We start from the raw sequence: 15,661 nt of genomic DNA, 5'->3' as shown, positions 1-15,661 counted from the left end.
TAACCTGCGGTCATGGCCACGAAGGCGTCCTCCGGGGACGGGGCAGCGGCCGACCCGGGCGCTGCTCGCCGCGGGCCGGTCCAGGCCGTCGTGCCCGGACCCCGACACGTCCCTCCGGCGCGCGGTCACCGATGGCTCCGGCTGACGGCGCTCACGCTCACCGGCATCCTCGCCTTCGTCGCCGTCGGCGCGTCGGCCAGCTACGTCGACCTGAAGTCCCAGATCACGGTCGACGACGTCGACCCGCTGCTCGGCGACGACCGCCCGGAACAGCGCCAGGTGAGCGTCCCCACGACCGCGCCCGACCCCGTCGACCCGTTCGCGGGACAGCCCCTGAACATCGTCGTGATGGGGACGGACCTCCGCGACGGGACGAACGAGGACCTGGCGGGCGAGGCCGACGGCATGCGCTCCGACTCGACGTTCGTCGTGCACGTCGCCGCCGACCGGACGCGCGCCGAGATCGTCTCGATCCCCAGGGACTCGCTCGTCGCGATCCCCTCCTGCACCCGCGCGGACGGGTCCACGACCGGTTCGCGCCGGTCGGCGATGTTCAACACCGCGTTCACCCTCGGCGGAGGAGCGGAGGAGGACATCGCGAGCGCTGCCGCCTGCACCCGCAGGACGGTCGAGCAGCTCACCGGTGTGCTCACGACCGACCACGTGGTCGTCCAGATGAACGGTGTCGAGCCCATCGTGGACGCGATCGGCGGGGTGCGGATGTGCCTGCCGGAGGAGATGCACGGCAAGCGACCGGACCTGGACCTGCCCGCCGGCGAGCAGGTGCTCGACGGTCGCACCTCGATCGACTTCCTGCGGGTGCGGCACGGCACTGGCTTCGGCCTCGAGGCCGGCAGCGACCTCACCCGGATCACCCGGCAGCAGGCCTTCCTGGACGCGATGGCCCGTGAGGTCCTGTCCAAGAACATCGTCACCGACGCCCCGAAGCTCTACAGGGTGGTCCAGCAGGTGCTGGCGTCGATCTCGACCAGCCCTGCCCTCGCGAGCCCGGTGACCCTCGGTGGGCTCGCGTTCAGCCTGCGGTCGATGCCCAGCGACCGGATCCTCTTCACCTCGCTGCCGGTCGTCGAGGCGCCGTCCGACCCCAACCGGGTGGTCTGGACGTCCGAGGCCGACGCGATCTGGGAGCGGATCGCCGCGGACGAGGAGCCCCCGGTCTCCCGCCGCTCGACACCGGCGACACCGGCGACCTCACCGAGGAGACGGCCGTGCCCGTGGCCGACGCCGAGCCGTCCGGGAGCGCCACCGAGGAGCCGGAGCCGACCGACGACGCCTCGGACGGCACCGACGACTCCGTGACGACGCCGACGCCGTCCCCGACCGTCGCGGCCGGGGTCTGCGCGGACTGACCAGGCGGCGCAGTCGACCGACCGGGCGGGTCGGGCGGTCGCGCAGCGCCGGGTCAGACCGAGAGCGCGCCGAGCCGCTCGACCGCCTCACGCAGCACGGGCTCCCGCTTGACGAAGGTGAACCGGACGCGCGAGGCGAGGTCTCGCGCCGTGGCTGACGGGCCGCCGTCCGACGCCCGGCCGCAGAATGCCGAGACCGGGACCCCGACGACCCCGGCGAGCTCCGGGAGCCGCCGGCAGAGCTCGGCGCCGTCCTCGTGGCCGAGCGGGGCGCCGTCCGCCACGACGAAGTAGGTGCCGCGGGGGACGGACACGCCGAACCCGGCGCGCTCCAGACCCTCGCAGAGCAGGTCCCGGCGGGTCGCGAGCGTCGCGGCGAGGCGCTGCGGCACGGAGTCGTCGGTCAGCGCGTGGGCGATGGCGTGCTGGAACGGCGGCCCGGACGAGTACGTCACGAACTGCTTCACCGTGCGGATCGCGGTCACGAGGTGCGCCGGGCCGTGGAGCCAGCCCACCTTCCACCCGGTGAACGAGAACGTCTTGCCGGCCGAGCTGATCGTCACGGTCCGGTCCGCCATGCCGGGGAGGCTCGCGATCGGGACGTGCCGCGCGTCGTCGAACACGAGGTGCTCGTAGACCTCGTCGGTGACGACGATCGCGTCGTGCTCCCGGGCGGCCTGCGCGATCGCCGACAGCTCGCCGTCGTCGAGGACCGTGCCCGTCGGGTTGTGGGGCGAGTTCACGAGGATCAGGCGGGTCCTGGGCCCGACGGCGGCGCGCAGGGCGGCGCGGTCGAGCCGGAAGCCCCGGCCGGGGTCGGCGGGGTCGACGCGCAGGGGCACGGTGACGTGCGTGGCGCCCGTCATGGCGATGCTCGCCGCGTGCGAGTCGTAGAACGGCTCGAGGGTCACGACCTCGTCGCCCGGCCCCGCGAGGGCCAGGAGCGTGACCGCGATCGCCTCCGTCGCGCCGGTCGTCACGAGGACCTCGGAGTCGGGGTCGACGGTCAGCCCGTACCGGCGCCGCTGGTGGTCGGCGATCGCGGTCCGCAGCGCGGGGATCCCGTCGCCGGGCGCGTACTGGTTGTGGCCGGCGCGGATCGCGTCGACGGCGAGCTCGCGGATCGCGTCCGGGCCGTCGACGTCGGGGTATCCCTGGCCGAGGTTGATCGCCCCGGTCCGGTTCGCGAGGACCGTCATCTCGGCGAAGATCGTCTGCCCGACCGTGCCGTCGGCGCGCTGGAGGCCCGTGGCGTGCGCGACGGCCTGCCACCGGGACGTCACGTCGCCGGCGGCACGGGTCGGGTCGGGTGCGGACGCGGACGTGGGCTGCGGCGCGGGCGCTGGCTGGGACACGGGCGGTACGCCCTCCGCCGGCCGGTTCACGGGGTGCATGACGAACGACACTAGCCCGAGCGCCCCTGGGCCGTACCCGTGCCGGCCGCGCGCCGGTCGAGCAGTGAAGACGCGTTGTCCACAGGCGCTCCCGACCGAGGTGCCGAGCTCACCTAGGGTTCTGAGCGCCGGCAGGGGGTCGGTGCGCGACCGAATGGGGGCACGAGTGTCTGCACCGACCCGGGAGACGACCCGTGGCGCCGTCCTCGCTGCCGGGAGCGCCGGGGGCCGCGCCGGCGAGCGCGTGGGCCGCGGCGCCCTGGCCACGGTGGAGGCCGAGGTCCGCGAGCTCGTGCGCCGGCGCGACGTCGACCCGGTGGGCGACCGGCCCGCCGTCGTCCGTCTGGTCGACGACGTGCTGGCCGACTACGAGCGTCGGTCGGCCCTGGGTGCGGTCCCGCCGCTGGTCGACCTCGCTGAGACGGCGAGGTGCGTGCTCGACGCCGTCGCGGGCCTCGGTCCGCTCCAGCGATACCTCGACGACCCGAGCGTCGAGGAGATCTGGGTGAACTCGCCCGAGACGGTCTTCGTCGCGCGCAACGGCGTCCCCGAGCTCACGACGACGATCCTCGACGCGACGCTCGTGCGCGACCTGGTGGAGAGCATGCTGCGCTCCTCCGGCCGCCGGCTCGACCGTTCGAGCCCCTTTGTCGACGCCACGCTCCCGGGCGGCGAGCGGCTGCACGTCGTGATCCCGGACGTGACGCGCACGCACATGGCCGTGAACATCCGCAAGCACGTCGCGAAGGTCACGCGTCTGCGCGACCTCGTCGGGCGAGGGTCGCTGACCCCCGAGGCGGCCACGTACCTCGACGCCGCGGTGCGCGCGGGGCTGAACGTCGTCGTCGCCGGATCGACCCAGGCAGGCAAGACCACGATGCTCAACGCGCTCGCGGGGTCTATCCCGCGTCAGGAGCGCGTGATCGTCTGCGAGGAGGTCTTCGAGCTCCAGATCGACGCGCGCGACCACGTCGCGATGCAGTGCCGGCAGCCCAGCCTCGAGGGAACGGGTGAGGTGCCGCTGCGACGGCTCGTCAAGGAGGCGTTGCGGATGCGCCCGGACCGGATCGTCATCGGCGAGGTGCGGGAGGCCGAGAGCCTGGACCTGCTCATCGCTCTCAATGCGGGGATCCCCGGCCTCGCCACGCTGCACGCGAGCTCCGCCCGGGAAGCGCTGGTGAAGCTCTGCACCCTGCCGCTGCTGGCAGGCCCCAACATCTCCGCGGACTTCGTGGTCCCGACCGTCGCGGCTGCGGTGGACGTGGTCGTGCACCTGTCCATCGGGTCGGACGGCGGCCGGCGGGTACAGGAGATCCGTGGCGTCCCCGGTCGGGTCGAGGAAGGGGTCGTCGAGACCTGTGACCTGTTCCATCGGGAAGGGGACCGGCTCGTGCGAGGTCAGGGATTCCCTCCGGGGAGGACCGCTTCGAGCGGGCCGGGATCGACATCGCCGCCCTGTGGCGCGACGTCGGCGTCGGGAACGGCACGGCGCGGTGGGACGGCTGATGGGGGTCGTCGTCGGTCACGTCCTCGGCACAGGACTCTGCCTCGTGTGGCTCTCCTGCTGGTCTGGCGGGTCTCCGCGCGGGAGCAGCCACCTCCGCGCCCGGACTCAGGACCTGCTGGTCCAGGGCGGGTTCCCGGACGTGAGCCCCGGTGCGCTCGTCGGCGTCAGCCTGCTGCTCGGCGTCGTGGTGGGTGCCGTGGGTACGGTCATGACCCGGTCGGCGACGATCACGTCGTGCTTCGTGCTGCTCTCCCTCCTGGCGCCTCGCGCGGTCGTGGTCGCCCGAGCCCGTGCACGCCGTGCGGTGCTGCGCGACGTGTGGCCCGACGCCGTCGACCATCTCGCCTCGGGCGTCCGGGCCGGGCTCAGCCTCCCTGAGGCGCTCGGTCAGCTGGGCGAGAGCGGTCCGGAGGCGCTCCGCGGGCCGTTCGCGCAGTTCGCGCGCGACCACCGCGCGGGCCGGCGCTTCGGCGACGCCCTCGACGCGTTGAAGGAGCGGCTCGCGGACCCGGTCGGCGACCGCGTGGTCGAGTCGCTCCGGATCACCTGGGAGGTGGGCGGGGCGGACCTCGGCAGGCTCCTGCGCACGCTCTCGACGTTCCTCAGGGAGGACGCGGCGACGAGGGAGAGCTCGAGGCCCGGCAGTCGTGGACCGTCAACGGAGCGCGGGTCGCGGTGGCAGCGCCCTGGCTCGTGCTGGCGCTGCTGGCCACCCGGCCGAGCACCGCTGCCGCGTACGACTCGGTCACCGGCGGTCTCGTGCTCGCCGGTGGGGCGGTCGCGTCGGTCGTCGCCTATCGCGCCATGATCCGCATCGGGCGCCTCCCCGACGACGCACGGGTGTTGCGATGACGGGCGGCTGGGCCGTCGAGGGCGCCCTCGCCGGGCTCGGGGTCGGTGTCGGGATCACGCTGACCCTCTCGGCGCTCAGGGCACGCCGGATCCGGCTCGACGAGCGGGTCTCTCCGTACCTGCGGGCGCACGACTCGCGGTCCGCGCTCCTGGCCACCGACGGAGGAGCCGGCACGGGTGCCGGTCCTCTGGTCCTGCTGCTCCGACCGGCACGTGACACCGCGGTGCGGGTGATCGAACGTCTCGGGTCGTCGCACGCCGACGTCGAGCGTCGACTGCGCCGCGCCGGCTCCCACGACCCGGTCGAGGCCTTCCGGACCAGGCAGGTGATCTGGGCCGTCGTCGGCATCACGTGCGGACTGGCCCTGTCGATGCTGCTCGCCGTGAGTCGCGGGGTCGACGTCTTCGTCGCGGGTCTGCTGGTCGCCGTGCTCGGCGTCGTCGGGGCGCTCGCGTGCGACCACGACCTGACGCGACGAGCACGGCGGCACGAGGCCAGGATGCAAGCGGAGTTCCCGGCCGTCGCCGAGCTGCTGGCGTTGGCGGTCGGTGCCGGCGAGGGGCCGCTCGCTGCAATCGACCGCGTCGCTCGCACGGTGCACGGCGCGCTCGCCCGCGAGTTCGTCGAGCTGCGGGCCCGCATGAGATCGGGCGTCCCGCTGGCCGCGGCGCTCGAGGGTCTGGCCGAGCGCACCGAGCTGCCGACCCTGACGAGGTTCGCGCGCGCCGTCGCGGTCGCCGTCGAGCGGGGCACCCCGATCGCCGACGTCCTGAGGGCGCAGGCGCAGGACGTCCGGGAGTCCGGACGACGCGAGCTCATGGAGCAGGGCGGCAAGAAGGAGATCGCCATGCTCGTCCCCGTCGTCTTCCTCGTGCTGCCGGTCACGGTGGTCTTCGCCCTCTACCCGGGCCTGGTCACGTTGCGGATCGGGCTGTGAGCGACCCGACGCGCCTCGACGGGGCGCAGGCACGCGAGCCAGGACCGATCGACCCGCCGCTGCAAATCCCGATGACGATCCGAGAAGCACCGAACGAAGGAGACGAACGTGCCGACGACGCACAGAACCACGAACCGCGACGGAGGGGCCCCGAGCCGGACGATCGCAGGTCTCGGGCCCTCGGGTCGCGCGACCGGACGTCCGAACGCGCGCGCGAGCCGGGCGCGCTCGGCCGGCGAGCACCGGAACGTCCTGGACCGGGTGCGGCTCAGGCTCGCCGGGATCGACGGCGAACGAGGGGACGTGCCCGGATGGGTGCTCGTCACGCTGATGACGGCCGGCTTGGTCGTCGCTCTGTGGGCGGTCGCCGGGCCCATGCTCACGGACGCCTTCACCCAGGCGATCCAGGGGGTCAGCGGTCCCTGATCCGGCGCGGGGGTGACGGTGGTTCCGCGGTCGTCGAGTTCGCGCTCGTGGCCGCCCTGGTCGTCGCGGTGCTGGGCGGTGTGGTGCAGACCGCCGTCGTCCTCCACGTGCGAGCGGTCCTGGTCGACTCGGCGGGCGAGGGCGCCCGCGTCGCCGCGCGAGCAGACCGCGGGGCCGCCGACGGCGTCGAGCGCACGCGCTCGCTGATCGCTGCCTCGTTCGGCCCGCGCTACGCGCAGCACATCGGCTCGCGGCGGACCACGACCGCCGGGCTCGACCTGATCGAGGTCTCGGTCGACGCGCCGTTCCCGGCGTTGGGCCTGTTCGGCCCGGGCGGTTCGATGCACGTCGTCGGACGCGCCGTCGTGGAGCCCGGGTGAGAGCCCGACCTCCGCGGGGGCGGGGATCGTCGCGCTGCGCGTGCTGCGCGTGCTGCGCGTGCTGGGCGCGTCGGGCTCCCCGGGCTCCCCGGGCTCCCCGGACTCACGGAGCTCCCCGGGCTCACCAAGCTCCCCGAGATCGGCCGCCCGTGGACCGAGCGACCGTGGTGGGCGCGCATCCCGGCCGACGTCCCGGCGCCCGGCCCCGTGCGGCGCGAGCGACAGCACGAGCACGCGGGGGAGGCGGTCGCGGTCAACGGTGCCGAGTCGGGTGGCGCACTCGTGGAGTTCCTCGGCGCGACCGTGCTCCTGCTCGTGCCGGTCGTGTACCTCGTCGTCGCGCTCGCCAGGGTCCAGGCCGGGGCCTTCGCGGTGGAGGCCGTCGCCCGCGAGACGGCACGCGTGGTCGTCTCGGCGGACACCCTCGACGAGGCCCGTCGCCAGTCGGAGGTCGTCGCTGACCTCGCGCTCGCCGACCAGGGCTTGCCCGGCGAGGCGACCATCACCCTGCAGTGCTCCTCGGTGCCCTGCCGGGAGCCAGGAAGCACCGTCGCGGTGCTCGTGTCCTACGACGTGCCGCTGCCGCTCGTCCCGCAGGGGCTCGGTGATCGGCTGCCTCTGCAGGTCCCCGTCGAGGCCGTGCACGTCGCCGCCGTCGACGACCATCGCGTCCTGGGCGGTGGTCCGTGAGGGCCGCCGTCCGCCGCGGACGCTCGATCCGCACGCCCGCCCCCCGCACGCCCGCCCCCGCACGCCCGCCCCCGCACGGACGGCCGCGAGCGCGGGAGCATCATGCTGCTCACGACGGGTCTCCTCGCGCTCGTCCTCGTCCTCGTGACGGTCGGCGTCTCGGTCGCGGGCGTCCACCTGGACCGCAAGCGGCTCGCCGATCTCGCCGACTCCGCGGCGCTCGCGGCCGCGGACGCGGTGGACCCGGGGGCCGTCTACGGGGCCGATGCGGTGCCGCCGACGGAGTCGGGCGGCCTCGCTCTCGACGACGACGCCGTCCGGCGAGCGGTCGAGGAGCACGTGCAGACGCGCGCCGCCCTCGCGACCGCGGGCGGCGGCAGCGGAGGCCTCGTCGAGGTGGTCGTCACGTCCGCCGGGTCACCTGACGGGGTCTCCGCGACCGTCACCCTCGAGGCCAGGTCGCGCCCGACACTCATCAGCTGGGCGACGCGACCCTGGTCGGACGGCGTGCCGCTGCACGCGACCGCGACGGCGAGGGCGTGGTGAGCCCCTGCGACCCGCGTACCCTGGTGCCTCGTGGCCACCATCGACTTCCAGCACGAGATCAAGTCCCTCCGCGCGACCCTCGAGACGATCAGCGCCGTGAGCGATCCGGACGCGCTGCGCGCGAAGATCGCGGAGCTGTCCGAGGCCGCGTCGGCGCCGGACCTCTGGGACGACCCCGAGGCGGCGCAGAAGGTGACGACCGCCCTGTCCCAGGCCCAGAACGAGCTCGACCGTATCGACCACATGGGCAACGACATCGACGACCTCGAGACGCTCGTCGAGATGGCCACCGAGGACGGCGGCGACGCCGAGACGCTGGCCGAGGCGGAGAAGGAGCTCGGGTCGATCCGACGCTCCCTGGGTGAGCTCGAGGTGCGGACCCTGCTCTCCGGCGAGTACGACCTGCGCGAGGCCGTCGTGACGATCCGCGCCGGCGCCGGCGGCGTCGACGCGGCCGACTTCGCGGAGATGCTGATGCGCATGTACCTCCGCTGGGCCGAGCGGCACGGATTCGCGACCTCGGTCCTCGACACCTCCTACGCGGAGGAGGCCGGCCTCAAGTCGGCGACGTTCGAGGTCAAGGCCCCTTACGCGTTCGGGAATCTCTCCGTCGAGGCAGGCACCCACCGCCTCGTGCGGATCTCCCCGTTCGACAACCAGGGTCGCCGCCAGACGTCGTTCGCCGCCGTCGAGGTCATCCCGCTGATCGAGCAGACGGACTCCGTCGAGATCCCCGAGTCGGAGATCAAGGTCGACGTGTTCCGCTCCTCGGGTCCGGGCGGGCAGTCGGTCAACACGACCGACTCCGCGGTCCGGATGACGCACATCCCCACCGGGATCGTCGTCTCCATGCAGAACGAGAAGTCCCAGATCCAGAACCGCGCCGCGGCGCTGCGCGTGCTCCAGTCCCGGCTCCTCCTCGTCCGTCAGGAGGAGGAGAACGCCAAGAAGAAGGCGCTCGCCGGGGACATCAAGGCGAGCTGGGGCGACCAGATGCGCTCGTACGTGCTGCACCCGTACCAGATGGTCAAGGACCTGCGGACCGAGCACGAGGTCGGGAACACGGCCGGGGTCTTCGACGGCGATATCGACGGCTTCATCGAGGCGGGGATCCGCTGGCGCAGGTCCGCCGAGCGCGCCGAAGACTGATCCCGCCGCGTCGCGCGACGCGTCGGCCCCACCTCGCGCCCACCTCGGCCCGTGCGGCGTGTCGGGTCCGGCCTCTCAGGTTCGGTGCTTACTGTCGTGACCGCCCTGTGGACCGGGACGCACCCCGGTTCCCTGGTCGACCACACAGACCCGATGGAACCGTGAGACTTCGATGATCCGCTTGGAGAACGTCACCAAGGTGTACGCCCGCGGGGCGCGCCCAGCGCTCGACGACGTCTCGCTGGAGGTCGAGCGCGGCGAGTTCGTGTTCCTCGTCGGTGCGTCCGGCTCCGGGAAGTCGACCTGTCTGCGACTCGTCCTGCGTGAGGAACGACCGTCCGCGGGGAAGGTGTTCGTGGCGGGTCGCGACCTGTCGAACCTCTCGAGCTGGAAGGTCCCGGAGCTGCGCCGCAAGATCGGCATCGTGTTCCAGGACTTCCGGCTCCTGCCCAACAAGACGGTCTTCGAGAACGTCGCCTTCGCGCTCCAGGTGATCGGCAAGCGCCGGCACACGATCCAGCTCGAGGTCCCCGAGGTCCTGGAGATGGTCGGGCTGGGCGGCAAGGAGAAGCGCCGTCCGCACGAGCTCTCCGGCGGCGAGCAGCAGCGCGTCGCGATCGCCCGGGCGTACGTCAACCGGCCGCCGATCCTGCTGGCCGACGAGCCCACCGGGAACCTCGACCCGACGACCTCGATGGGCATCATGCGCCTGCTCGACCGGATCAACCGGACGGGCACGACGGTCGTCATGGCCACCCACGACGAGGACACCGTCAACCAGTGGCGTCGGCGCGTCGTCGAGCTCTCCGACGGTCACGTCACCCGTGACCAGGCCGAGGGTACCTACGACTCGTCGCGGCGGGTGCGGGACATGACCCCGGCCCCCGACGCCGTGACCGTGGGGGACGCCTGATGCGCGCGCAGTTCATCCTCGGGGAGATCGGGTCGGGGCTCCGCCGCAACCTCTCGATGACGATCTCCGTCATCCTCGTGACCTTCGTGTCGCTGACGTTCGTCGGGGCGGCCGCGCTCATCCAGATGCAGATCGGCAAGCTGAAGGACGACTGGTACGACCGCGTCGAGGTCACGGTCTACCTGTGCCCGAACGACTCGCCCGCGCCCACGTGCGCCGCCGGCGAGGCGACCGAGGACGACATCGCAGGCCTCCAGACGGTCATCGACGACGAGCTGGGGGAGCAGGTCGAGCGCGTCTACGTCGAGTCGAAGGCGGATGCGTTCGCGGCGTTCCAGGAGAGGTTCCCCGACGGCTACATGTCGGTGCCCCTCACCGAGGACGACATGCAGGCCTCGATCAGGCTGAAGCTCGTGGACCCGGAGACCGACTACGTCGTGGTGAGCGACGTGCTCACCGGGCGACCGGGTGTCGAGTCGGTCGAGGACCAGCGTGCGATCTTCGAGCCTCTCTTCCTGGCGCTGAACCGTGCGTCGCTGATCGCGGCCGGCCTCGCAGGGGTGATGCTGCTGGCGGCGGTCCTGCTCATCACGACGACGATCCGGCTCTCGGCCTTCAGCCGGCGCCGCGAGACGAGCATCATGCGGCTCGTCGGTGCCTCCAACGTCTTCATCCAGCTGCCGTTCCTCCTCGAGGGGGCGATCGCTGCCGTCATCGGTGCGCTCTTCGCCGTCGGGGGGCTGTACGTGGGGGTGCAGTACCTCGTCACGGACTGGCTCGCGCAGTCCGTCTCGTGGGTGGCGTACGTCGACGGTACGGACGTGCTGTTCGTGGCTCCTGCTCTCATCGGCATCGCGTTCGTGCTCGCTGCGATATCGTCCGTGGTCACGCTCCGTCGATACACGAGGATCTGATGCAGGCCAGCCCCGACCGACGCCTGACCGCCGGCGTGCGGTCCGACCGCTCCGCTCCCTCGCGGGGAGCCGTCGTCGTCCGCCGCGGGATCGCGGCCGTGGTCGTCGCCGTGCTCACGCTCTTCGCAGGGGTGTCGGCGCACGCCGACGAGCTCGACGACCGCAGGGCGGCGGTGGAGCGCGAGCAGCAGCAGAAGGCGACGGAGCGCAAGCAGATCGAGGCGGCGCTCGAGGACACGGACTCCGAGCTGGCGCAGGCTGCCCTGGACCTGAACACGATCGAGGCCCGCCTGCCTGCGGCCCGGCTCGAGCTCGCGGAGGCCGAGGCCGAGGTCGAGCGTACGGAGCGCGAGGCCGAGCAGCTCGCCCAGCGACTCCAGGACGCGCAGGACCAAGAGACGCAGATCACGGCCGAGATCGAGAAGAGCGCCGACGAGGTGGCGGGAGCGAGATCCGACCTCGCCGAGATGGCGCGACAGGCGTTCCGCGGTCAGGGCGGCGTCACGAGTCTGGGCATCGTCTCCGGTGCGCAGAACGCCGACGACTTCGTGGACGAGTACGCGGCCGTTGCCTCCGCGGCACGGTCGACCTCCAGGTCGCTCGACGAGCTGAGCGAGGCACAGTCTCTCGCCCGGAACCGATCCGAGCGGCTGCGCGCGATCCGCGAGACGATCGCGGACCTCAAGGACGAGGCCGACCAGAACGTCATCGCCGCGCAGAAGGCGAAGGACGCGGCGGCCGCGCGCAAGGCCGAGATCGAGGACCTCATCGTCCAGCAGCAGGCCAAGAAGGCGACGATCGAGGAACGGAAGAAGGCGACCCTCGCCGACCTGGAGGAGACCAAGGCGGCGCAGGAGGCGGTCACGATTGAGCTCAAGGCGGTGATCGCCGACCAGCTCGCTCGCGACGAGCGGCTCCGCAAGGAGCGGGAGGCCGCAGAGGCGAAGCGCAAGGCCGAGGCCGCCGCAGAGGCGAAGCGCCAGGCCGAGCTGCAGGCGAAGCGTGACGCGGAGGCCAAGAAGAACTCGTCCTCGGGCTCGTCGTCCGGGGGCTCGTCCTCGGGCGGGTCGTCCTCCGGCGGTTCATCGTCCGGCGGCTCGTCCTCGGGCGGCTCGTCCTCGGGCGGGTCGTCCTCCGGTGGCTCGTCGTCCGGTTCGTCCTCGCCGTACGCGTTCCTGCGGTACCCGATCTCGAACCCGTACGTCACATCCAGCTTCGGCAACAGGTTCCACCCCGTCTACCACGAGTGGCGGCTTCACGGCGGGACGGACTTCCGGGCGGCCTGCGGATCGCCCGTGAAGGCCTCGGCGTCGGGCACGGTGCTCTACACGCGGTACATCGCCGGCGGCGGCAATCAGATGGTCGTCGACCACGGCTTCCACAGCGGGACGAGCGTCATGACGGGGTACAAGCACCTGTCCCGCTACCTGGTCTCGCCCGGCCAGCGGGTCAGCGCCGGCCAGACCATCGCGCTCTCCGGCAACACCGGTGGAGCGTCGACCGGCTGCCACCTCCACTTCGAGGTGTTCCTCAACGGTGATCGGGTCAACCCGATGTCGGTGCTCTGAGTCGACGTCCTGTTCTCGGGACACCGTCGTCGGGTCGGTCCGCGAGCCTCAGGTCGGTGGTATCCCAGGTATTCAGGGGCGTCGCCCCCGCCCGGTCGCGTAGATTGGCTCTCCGGCCCGGACCGGGAGCGCACAGGTGGAGGAGAGCTACGGCATGGTGAGGGAGAAGGGGCGATCGGTGATCGCCACGAACCGCCGCGCTCGTCACGACTACGTGATCGAGGACGTGTACGAGGCGGGGATCGTGCTGAGCGGCACCGAGGTCAAGGCACTGCGGCAGGGCCGCGCGTCCCTGGCCGACGGCTACGCGTCGATCGACCACGACGAGGCCTGGCTCGAGAACGTCCACATCCAGGAGTACACGCAGGGGACCTGGAACAACCACGCTCCCCGTCGCCGCCGAAAGCTCCTGCTGCACCGCGACGAGATCCACCGGCTCGAGATCAAGAGCCGCGAGAAGGGCCACACCCTGATCCCGCTGCAGCTCTACTTCCTGGACGGGCGCGCCAAGGTGGAGATCGCCGTCGGCCGCGGCAAGCGCGAGTACGACAAGCGGCACGCCCTGCGGGAGAAGCAGGACAACCGAGAGGCACTGCGGGCGATGCGGTCGCGCGAGCTCCGCTGACCCGGCCGCGGCCTCGCCGCGGGCTGCAAGGACCGCGCTGCACGCATACGGTGGCGGCGCCGACCCCGTACGACGACCCGGCGCGCACGCGTCCTGGAGGAACCACCATGGCCAAGCTCCGTCAGTACCTGCCTCGCCTCGCCGCAGGTGCCTTCATCCTCAACTCTGGCCTCGACAAGCGCGGAGCCGACGCCGAGACGGCGGAGGGCCTCCACGCGATGGCGTCGGGCACCTACCCGTTCCTCGCGGACGTCGAGCCGCAGGACTTCGTCAAGGCCCTCTCGACGGCGGAGATCGCGCTCGGCGCGGCCCTCCTCGTCCCGTTCGTCCCCTCGGGGCTGGTCGGGCTGGCGCTGGGCGGCTTCTCGGGCGGGCTCGTCGGGATGTACCTGCGCACCCCGGGCATGACCCGGGAGGACGGTGTCCGTCCCACGCCCGAGGGTCTGGGGCTGGCCAAGGACGTGTTCCTGCTGGGCATCGCCGGCGGCCTGGTGGCGGACGCCGTCACGCGGGACGCGTAGGCGGCCCGCCACGAGGTCTTTGTCACCGGCTCGAGCGCGCTCCGAGACGCCCGTGCAGACGGACGTCCAGAGGGGTCTGACACGCACGTCGGGAATTGCCGTGCCCTGCCCGACGTTGCGACGGTAGTATGAAGATCCCGGTGGTCGCGGCAGCGGCTCCGGGCCCGGTTCGGCTCTCGAGCCTTCCCGGGGTGCTTGACAACTGCACAGGGGGTGATCGGTTTCGACGGTGGTCGTGCTTCGAGGAGAAGCGGGCCGAGGATGCAGACTTATCTCGTTAACGATGTCTGCGAAACCATAGGTGCCGATAACAAGCGCACCGACTTCGCACTCGCCGCCTGAGCGAGTCTTCGAAGTCCGTCAGCCCGGGGTAGCTCTCGCCCCGGTTCCTGGCGTCAGCTAGAGAGCCACTGCTCGCGATGCTCGTCGGTGGTATCGCGGGGACTTCAAGCCGACTGGGCCTGTCAGCACCTTGTCCGTGTGAGTGCTGGGGCCGAGAAAAGCAGAGCGGACTGCGCCCGGAGAAGTCCCCGAAAAGCGCTGCCGGACCGGGGTTCGATTCCCCGCACCTCCACCCGAGACCTCAGTCTCCTGAAGGCCGTCGCCCTGCCGGGCGGCGGCCTTCGTCGTGTCGTTCTGCCGCGGCGCTCCGCCCGACTCGTGCGGCTCGCGTCGCCAGGTCGGTCGTCGGGCCTGCCCCGGCAGGGTGCCCGGGACGGATCCGCAGCCCGCGGAACCTGTCCGCCTGGAGCCGCGCAGCGGTGTGGCCTCGTGCGCAGGTCAGCGGGCGTCGACCCGGTCGCCGGCCTGGCGGGGGGCGGGCGCGTCCGCGTGCTCGGGCCGGCTCTGCGCAGGGCCGCCCGATCCAGGGCCGGTCCCGGGGTCGGCGTCCGGGTCGCCGCGGCCGTCGTCGTCCGGCCCCGCGCCCCCGAGCTCCGACCTGCGCCTGTGGCGGCGCCGGACGGCGAGGACGACGACGAGGACGACGGCCCCGAGCGCGAGCCACGGGACGAGCACGCCGACGGTGACGACGGTGGCGTTGACGAACGTGAGGAGCGCGTCCCAGCCGGTGGCCAGGCCGCCGGTGAAGCCGCCTGGCGCGAGCTCTGTCGGTGCGCTCGGCACATCGATGGTGATCCACAGGGTCGACATGGCCACCTGGTCGCTGAGCTGGTCACGCTGGTTCGTGAGGCTGTCGAGCTCGGCCTGGCGCGCGGTGAGCTCCTTCTCGGCGGTGAGGAGGTCTTCGGTGGAGGTCGCGTCGGCCATCAGCTCGGTCAGCCTTCGGGTGGACGCCGTGAGCGCGGCGATCCGCGCGTCGAGGTCCTGGGCCTGGGCGGTGACGTCGACGGTGTCGACCGAGACCTCGGTGACCTCCCCGACCTCGTCGAGGGCCTCGATGGTCGCGGTCACCGACTCGCTGGGGATCCGGACGCTCATCGAGGCGGAGGGGTCGCCGCCGTCGTCCCCGTCGGGGGTGAACTGCGAGCGCGACTCGACGCGGCCGCCGGCGGCCTCGACCATCCCGGCGATCTGCTGGGAGGCGACGGAGGGGTCGTCGGCCCGGAGCCAGACCGATCCCGTGGTGATCTCGCTGCGATCCGCGTCCGGGTCCGCCTCGGTGTCGGTGCTCGCGCCGTCCGCGGCGTCGGTGACGGGTCCCTCCACCAGCTCCGGGCCGGCGGCGCGCCCGGCGGACGAGTCGATGGCGTCCGACCCGACCGCCGCGTCGTCCGCGGCGCTGGAGTCCTCGCCGCTCGCCGAGCACCCCGTGGCGAAGAGCGCGACGAGGGCGAGGGCGGTCGCGCTGCGCAGCAGCCGGGAACGGTGGTCCATGGGAGCGAGCGTAGGGCGAGAACCGGGGGTCC

General features: G+C 72.5%; 14 protein-coding genes, 1 other RNA gene and 2 pseudogenes. 15 read left to right on the top strand and 2 right to left on the bottom strand.

Annotation, left to right across the window (positions count from 1 at the left end):
* The first annotated feature begins 12 nt into the window (after positions 1-12).
* The gene (locus QUE47_RS00925) at positions 13-1,320 is read left to right on the top strand and encodes an LCP family protein (protein ID WP_286218201.1); all 1,308 of its coding nucleotides are present in this window, start codon (positions 13-15) and stop codon (positions 1,318-1,320) included.
* 103 nt (positions 1,321-1,423) lie between these two features.
* Here QUE47_RS00925 and QUE47_RS00920 read toward each other — a convergent pair whose 3' ends face one another.
* Positions 1,424-2,653, bottom strand: a complete 1,230-nt coding sequence (locus QUE47_RS00920; protein ID WP_286219329.1) for a pyridoxal phosphate-dependent aminotransferase — start codon at positions 2,651-2,653, stop codon at positions 1,424-1,426.
* Between the two features lie 265 nt (positions 2,654-2,918).
* Between QUE47_RS00920 and QUE47_RS00915 the strand changes: the two are divergent.
* From QUE47_RS00915 to ssrA, 14 genes and pseudogenes are all read left to right on the top strand, one after another.
* Positions 2,919-4,270: pseudogene (locus QUE47_RS00915) on the top strand (TadA family conjugal transfer-associated ATPase).
* Positions 4,270-5,123: pseudogene (locus tag QUE47_RS00910) on the top strand (type II secretion system F family protein). Before QUE47_RS00915 ends, QUE47_RS00910 begins: the two co-directional pseudogenes overlap by 1 nt.
* Positions 5,120-6,061, top strand: coding sequence for a type II secretion system F family protein (locus QUE47_RS00905; RefSeq protein WP_286218200.1), 942 nt, complete (start codon positions 5,120-5,122; stop codon positions 6,059-6,061). The pseudogene QUE47_RS00910 and the gene QUE47_RS00905 overlap by 4 nt, the downstream one beginning before the upstream one ends.
* A 108-nt stretch (positions 6,062-6,169) precedes the next feature.
* On the top strand, positions 6,170-6,487 hold the full coding sequence (locus QUE47_RS00900) for a hypothetical protein (protein ID WP_286219563.1): 318 nt from the start codon (positions 6,170-6,172) through the stop codon (positions 6,485-6,487).
* 47 nt (positions 6,488-6,534) lie between these two features.
* Positions 6,535-6,867, top strand: coding sequence for a pilus assembly protein (locus QUE47_RS00895; RefSeq protein WP_286218199.1), 333 nt, complete (start codon positions 6,535-6,537; stop codon positions 6,865-6,867).
* A gap of 207 nt (positions 6,868-7,074) precedes the next feature.
* Positions 7,075-7,557, top strand: coding sequence for a pilus assembly protein (locus QUE47_RS00890; RefSeq protein WP_286218198.1), 483 nt, complete (start codon positions 7,075-7,077; stop codon positions 7,555-7,557).
* 102 nt (positions 7,558-7,659) lie between these two features.
* Complete coding sequence (locus QUE47_RS00885) at positions 7,660-8,103, top strand: pilus assembly protein TadG-related protein (protein ID WP_286218197.1); 444 nt, start codon at positions 7,660-7,662, stop codon at positions 8,101-8,103.
* A gap of 30 nt (positions 8,104-8,133) precedes the next feature.
* Positions 8,134-9,252, top strand: a complete 1,119-nt coding sequence (gene prfB / locus QUE47_RS00880) for a peptide chain release factor 2 (RefSeq protein WP_286218196.1) — start codon at positions 8,134-8,136, stop codon at positions 9,250-9,252.
* 172 nt (positions 9,253-9,424) lie between these two features.
* Positions 9,425-10,165 (top strand): cell division ATP-binding protein FtsE, encoded by a 741-nt coding sequence (ftsE, locus tag QUE47_RS00875; RefSeq protein WP_286218195.1) that lies wholly within the window; start codon positions 9,425-9,427, stop codon positions 10,163-10,165.
* Positions 10,165-11,079: a permease-like cell division protein FtsX gene (gene ftsX / locus QUE47_RS00870; RefSeq protein WP_286218194.1), complete on the top strand. Its 915-nt coding sequence runs from the start codon at positions 10,165-10,167 to the stop codon at positions 11,077-11,079. Before ftsE ends, ftsX begins: the two co-directional genes overlap by 1 nt.
* Positions 11,079-12,647 (top strand): M23 family metallopeptidase, encoded by a 1,569-nt coding sequence (locus QUE47_RS00865; protein WP_286218193.1) that lies wholly within the window; start codon positions 11,079-11,081, stop codon positions 12,645-12,647. The genes ftsX and QUE47_RS00865 overlap by 1 nt, the downstream gene beginning before the upstream one ends.
* 154 nt (positions 12,648-12,801) lie before the next feature.
* Positions 12,802-13,272: an SsrA-binding protein SmpB gene (smpB, locus tag QUE47_RS00860; protein WP_286218192.1), complete on the top strand. Its 471-nt coding sequence runs from the start codon at positions 12,802-12,804 to the stop codon at positions 13,270-13,272.
* A 107-nt stretch (positions 13,273-13,379) separates the two neighbouring features.
* A complete protein-coding gene (locus tag QUE47_RS00855; protein ID WP_286218191.1) occupies positions 13,380-13,793 on the top strand; it encodes a hypothetical protein in 414 nt (137 codons plus the stop codon).
* A gap of 209 nt (positions 13,794-14,002) precedes the next feature.
* Positions 14,003-14,370, top strand: a transfer-messenger RNA (tmRNA) gene (ssrA, locus tag QUE47_RS00850).
* Positions 14,371-14,573: 203 nt separating this feature from the next.
* On the opposite strand, the gene QUE47_RS00845 is transcribed toward ssrA, so the two are convergent.
* Entirely contained in the window at positions 14,574-15,629 is a 1,056-nt protein-coding gene (locus tag QUE47_RS00845) for a DUF4349 domain-containing protein (RefSeq protein ID WP_286218190.1), read from the bottom strand.
* Positions 15,630-15,661 lie beyond the last annotated feature (32 nt).

Source organism: Paraoerskovia sediminicola (assembly GCF_030296575.1).
Classification (GTDB): Bacteria; Actinomycetota; Actinomycetes; order Actinomycetales; family Cellulomonadaceae; genus Paraoerskovia; species Paraoerskovia sediminicola.
This window is presented reverse-complemented; position numbering and strand designations above follow the sequence as displayed.

Coding starts and splice junctions, on each gene's coding strand:
- QUE47_RS00865 (WP_286218193.1), top strand. CDS start 11,079: ATGCAGGCCAGCCCCGACCGACGCCTGACCGCCGGCGTGCGGTCCGAC.
- smpB (WP_286218192.1), top strand. CDS start 12,802: ATGGTGAGGGAGAAGGGGCGATCGGTGATCGCCACGAACCGCCGCGCT.
- QUE47_RS00925 (WP_286218201.1), top strand. CDS start 13: ATGGCCACGAAGGCGTCCTCCGGGGACGGGGCAGCGGCCGACCCGGGC.
- QUE47_RS00885 (WP_286218197.1), top strand. CDS start 7,660: ATGCTGCTCACGACGGGTCTCCTCGCGCTCGTCCTCGTCCTCGTGACG.
- ftsX (WP_286218194.1), top strand. CDS start 10,165: ATGCGCGCGCAGTTCATCCTCGGGGAGATCGGGTCGGGGCTCCGCCGC.
- ftsE (WP_286218195.1), top strand. CDS start 9,425: ATGATCCGCTTGGAGAACGTCACCAAGGTGTACGCCCGCGGGGCGCGC.
- QUE47_RS00905 (WP_286218200.1), top strand. CDS start 5,120: ATGACGGGCGGCTGGGCCGTCGAGGGCGCCCTCGCCGGGCTCGGGGTC.
- QUE47_RS00845 (WP_286218190.1), bottom strand. CDS start 15,629: ATGGACCACCGTTCCCGGCTGCTGCGCAGCGCGACCGCCCTCGCCCTC.
- QUE47_RS00855 (WP_286218191.1), top strand. CDS start 13,380: ATGGCCAAGCTCCGTCAGTACCTGCCTCGCCTCGCCGCAGGTGCCTTC.